At 64.7% G+C, this 3406-nt stretch carries 5 protein-coding genes and 2 pseudogenes; 3 read left to right on the top strand and 4 right to left on the bottom strand.

Features of this window, described 5'->3' with window-relative positions; genetic code table 11:
- A partial coding sequence (locus tag GJ743_RS02805) for an RtcB family protein (protein ID WP_155050424.1) occupies window positions 1–97 on the top strand: 97 nt, incomplete at its 5' end.
- A gap of 97 nt (window positions 98–194) precedes the next feature.
- Here GJ743_RS02805 and GJ743_RS02800 read toward each other — a convergent pair.
- The 3 genes from GJ743_RS02800 to GJ743_RS02790 all read right to left on the bottom strand — a co-directional run bounded on the left by GJ743_RS02800 (window position 195) and on the right by GJ743_RS02790 (window position 1662).
- The gene (locus GJ743_RS02800; RefSeq protein WP_230386402.1) at window positions 195–575 is read right to left on the bottom strand and encodes a hypothetical protein; all 381 of its coding nucleotides are present in this window, start codon (window positions 573–575) and stop codon (window positions 195–197) included.
- A complete protein-coding gene (locus GJ743_RS02795) occupies window positions 572–1195 on the bottom strand; it encodes a nucleotidyltransferase domain-containing protein (RefSeq protein WP_155050423.1) in 624 nt (207 codons plus the stop codon). The genes GJ743_RS02800 and GJ743_RS02795 overlap by 4 nt, the downstream gene beginning before the upstream one ends.
- A gap of 275 nt (window positions 1196–1470) precedes the next feature.
- Window positions 1471–1662, bottom strand: a complete 192-nt coding sequence (locus tag GJ743_RS02790) for a hypothetical protein (protein WP_155050422.1) — start codon at window positions 1660–1662, stop codon at window positions 1471–1473.
- Between the two features lie 66 nt (window positions 1663–1728).
- Between GJ743_RS02790 and GJ743_RS20350 the strand changes: the two are divergent.
- Window positions 1729–1827: pseudogene (locus GJ743_RS20350) on the top strand (RtcB family protein); the annotation flags it as partial.
- Window positions 1828–1877: 50 nt separating this feature from the next.
- Here GJ743_RS20350 and GJ743_RS02780 read toward each other — a convergent pair.
- On the bottom strand, window positions 1878–3038 hold the full coding sequence (locus GJ743_RS02780; protein WP_196216889.1) for a PD-(D/E)XK nuclease family protein: 1161 nt from the start codon (window positions 3036–3038) through the stop codon (window positions 1878–1880).
- 192 nt (window positions 3039–3230) lie between these two features.
- Here GJ743_RS02780 and GJ743_RS02775 point away from each other — a divergent pair.
- Window positions 3231–3406: pseudogene (locus GJ743_RS02775) on the top strand (RtcB family protein); the annotation flags it as partial.

Below are 3406 nucleotides of genomic sequence, written 5' to 3'. Positions count from 1 at the left end.
GGCGTACAAGCCGATCGATCGGGTGATGGCGGATGCCGCGTCGCTCGTGCGGGTCCGGCACACACTGCGGCAGGTGGTGAACGTGAAGGGGGACTGAGGGGCCTCATCGCGACCGCATGAAGGGGTGACGGATGCCGCGGCTCGCACCCACTCGGAGACGGTCGGGTGCGAGTTGCGGCGTTCCTCAGTCGCCGTCACTGTGACGCGCGATCGACCAGCGCCTCCATCGCTCGTCCGGCGCGTGTGATCTGGTCGTTCGACACCGGCATGTCGCTGTAGCCGGCCTTCGTCTTCATGGCGAGGAGGGTCGCGAGATGACGGGCGAGCGTCTTGTCGACCTTCTCCAGGAGCCGTGTCGCTTCCTCGTGTCGTGGTCCGGAGTAGTACTCGCCGAGCGCCTTCATGCAGATGACATCCGCTGCCGCGATGCCTGCGTGGACGCACATCGTCACGTACGCATCGCGGAGGTCGGTGCCGTCGTTCATGAACTGCTCGGTGAGTTCCGCCGACTCGCGAAAGGCGCGCGCCTTCCGCAGTCGACCCTCGCGAGCGCCCTGGTCTGCTTTCGGGTTCATGCGATGCCGAGCGCCCTTCGTCGAAGCCAGTTCGTCGGTCCGGCAAGCACGATCCCATCGCGCGTGATCTCGCGGAGCACCGGGTCTTCCGTACCGTGATCGAGAACTTCGCTCTCGGTGAGCGAGAGGACACGTGTATCGTTGCCCGTCCACGAGGTGACCTGTCGCTGGAAGTGTGCGACCTGCTCGCTCCAGAGCTCGATGTCGACGTCGTCGGCGTGGACGATGAGCACGTCGATGTCGCTTTCCGTGTGCATGTCTCCACGAGCGGCGGACCCGAACATCGCGCCGAACGTCGGCTTCACTTGCCAGCCCGCCATCTCGGCTGCCAGCCGACTCACGAGACGATCTCGTGCTGTCGCGATGTCGATCAGCGCGGGCGCAAGCATGTGGGAGCGATTCAAGGAGTAGCTGTTGACGTTGCCGACCTGGCGAACGCTGACGACTCCCTGATCGGCGAGTCGGTCGAGCGCGTTACGGACGCCAGACAGTGAGCGCTTGCGCCCCAGCAGGGGCAGCAGCCTGGATGCCGTGAACTCGTGGTCTGCCCTCGCGAGCACGGCAAGACAATCGCCGTCGACTGACGGGGTGATCGCTTCGAATGGATGCTGTAGTCGCATGCGAACCTCCGTGCACAGAATACTACGCGATCGCACAGAATTCTGTGTGATCGCGTATTTTTCTGGGTGCGATGCGCGCGCCGCACGATGTCGCCGGCCCTGCTCAATCGATCACAAACCACGGCATGGAAACTCCACAAATCACGGGACAGCCCGGTCGAAGTGCAGCGTCTGAAGGCATCAGTCGATCTGCCCATGTCTCGCGATCGACGGCCAACTGCCATCCGCCGACATGTGGAACACCCGCGGATAGGGCCGGACGAGGTCGTCGACTCTCACGCCTGGTGCCCGCCGCGGCGCTGGAACTCGCGCCGGACGTCGGCGGCCTGCGCACCGTCAAGTTGCCAACGCGTCTCATCACGCCCCGCCAAGCGACCGTACTTCGAGCGCAGGTAGCCGCGGATGGCACGCGGCGACGCGCCGAGCTCACGAGCGAGGTCGTTCGGGGTCACTGGCACCGATTCCATGTGCGCGAGCGTATCGGCACCTCCCGACGACCGGACGCCGTCTGGTTGCCTTGCCGCAGCCCGGTAAGGCACTTCGGCAAGCGGGTGTGGGTGTCGCGCAAGGGCGCGATCCGGGCCGATGCCGGCAGGCCGGGCCTGATCCCGGGTTCGAGGAGCACCGGCGCCCCGGCTCCAAGCCCATCGAGTTCACAACTCGTTTGACCGGCGCATATGGTTCAGCCGATCAACCTGCCTGGGGAGCTCGGTCGCTCCGCGAGGAGCCGTTCGCAGATGGCTACGAAGGCACCCACGACATCGGCGTCCGGGTCGCGCCAGGATGCAGCAAGCGGTTCATGGTTGTAGGCCCCGTACATGGCGTGCGGATCGCGCCGACTGGGGTAGGCCTTGATCGCAAATCCGGACCATGACCGCCCTGGGTACTGGCCGATCATCAGTTCGCTGCAGTCGCCGTTCGTGAGCTCGAAACCCAAGTACACGATGGCCACACGACCGTCTGCGCGTCCCCAACTCCGGTCTCTCCCCGAGACGTGCCATGAGTCGGCGAGAATCCCGCGTTCCTGCAGCACGTCCCGAATCAACGTGAACAGCGTCTGGGCCCGGGCGCTGAGAATGCCGTTCACGCGGACCAGGGCTTCGAAGAACTCTCCGAAGTGTTTGTCCGGGCCGACCGTTGCTGACCAGAACGCCTCCAAGGTCTCGGCTTCCGTGTTGGCGTCCACCCGCTGCGCCCTCTCACTGGTGTTCTCGATGAACTGTTCGAGCAGATCGAGACTTCGCTCATCTCCGCGCTCGGCTGCTACGAAACGGTCTATTCGGTCGAACACGTCGTCGTAGACGATTGTGGCCGACACCCATTCGCTTCCGCGATCGAGAGCCGCAAGCGACCGGTGCGTGGGGGCCAATACGATCGACAGCACGGTTCGGTACGAACTCATCGCATATCGCGCGTACGAAGCGAACGGGTTGTACACGTCTGCATCGAGCTTGTTCTCCACGATGATCGCCGCACTCAATTCGTCATTGGTGAGGAGAATGTCGATCCTCTTGCCGTCGGCGGTGCCGGCTTCCAGGTCAACGGTCCATCCCGTGGAGCCGAGCAGGGTCGAAGCATCGAGGGGCTCATCCCCGCCGAGGCAACTGGCGTGCTGAGCCTCGATCGCTCGAAGAAGCGCGTCCACGCACATTGATCCCAAGCGATGCCGCTCGCGCGGATCGAGAAAATACCCGAGCACGCGAGACGAAACGGTCTCCCACCGCGGAAAGCCGGAAAGCCGGAAGACGTTCACCGGCCGCCGAGGAGCGCGGATGGATGCATACTCCGCACTGAGAAAAGGGAAGGACGCGGAGAGTGGGTCTCGTACTCCGTCGGCGCTCACAACCACGAGCGTACTCACCGCATACGTGTCCGCTCGTTGTGGCCGCACGCGAACGTCGACTACCTCGGACAGTCAGCAGCCGTGTCCTGCGTAATGGCTCGCAGGGCGATCCGGAGTACAGGCGGATTCCACGATGGCTTTTTCGAAGTCGCGCGTCGCAGCGATCGGTCCCGCGATGGCTGCCGAGCAAGGCACTTCGGCAAGCGGGTGTGGGTGTCGCGCAAGGGTGCGATCCAGGCCGATGTGGGCCGGCCGGGCCTGATCCCGGGTTCGATGGGCACGGCGTCGTACGTGGTCGAGGGCCTGGGTGATCGGATGTCGCTGAACTCCTCGCCGCACGGCGCGGGCCGGACGTACTCGCGCTCCGC

The sequence above is a fragment of the Agromyces bracchium genome (assembly GCF_009709675.1).
In the GTDB taxonomy this organism is placed as follows: domain Bacteria; phylum Actinomycetota; class Actinomycetes; order Actinomycetales; family Microbacteriaceae; genus Agromyces; species Agromyces bracchium.
This window is presented reverse-complemented; position numbering and strand designations above follow the sequence as displayed.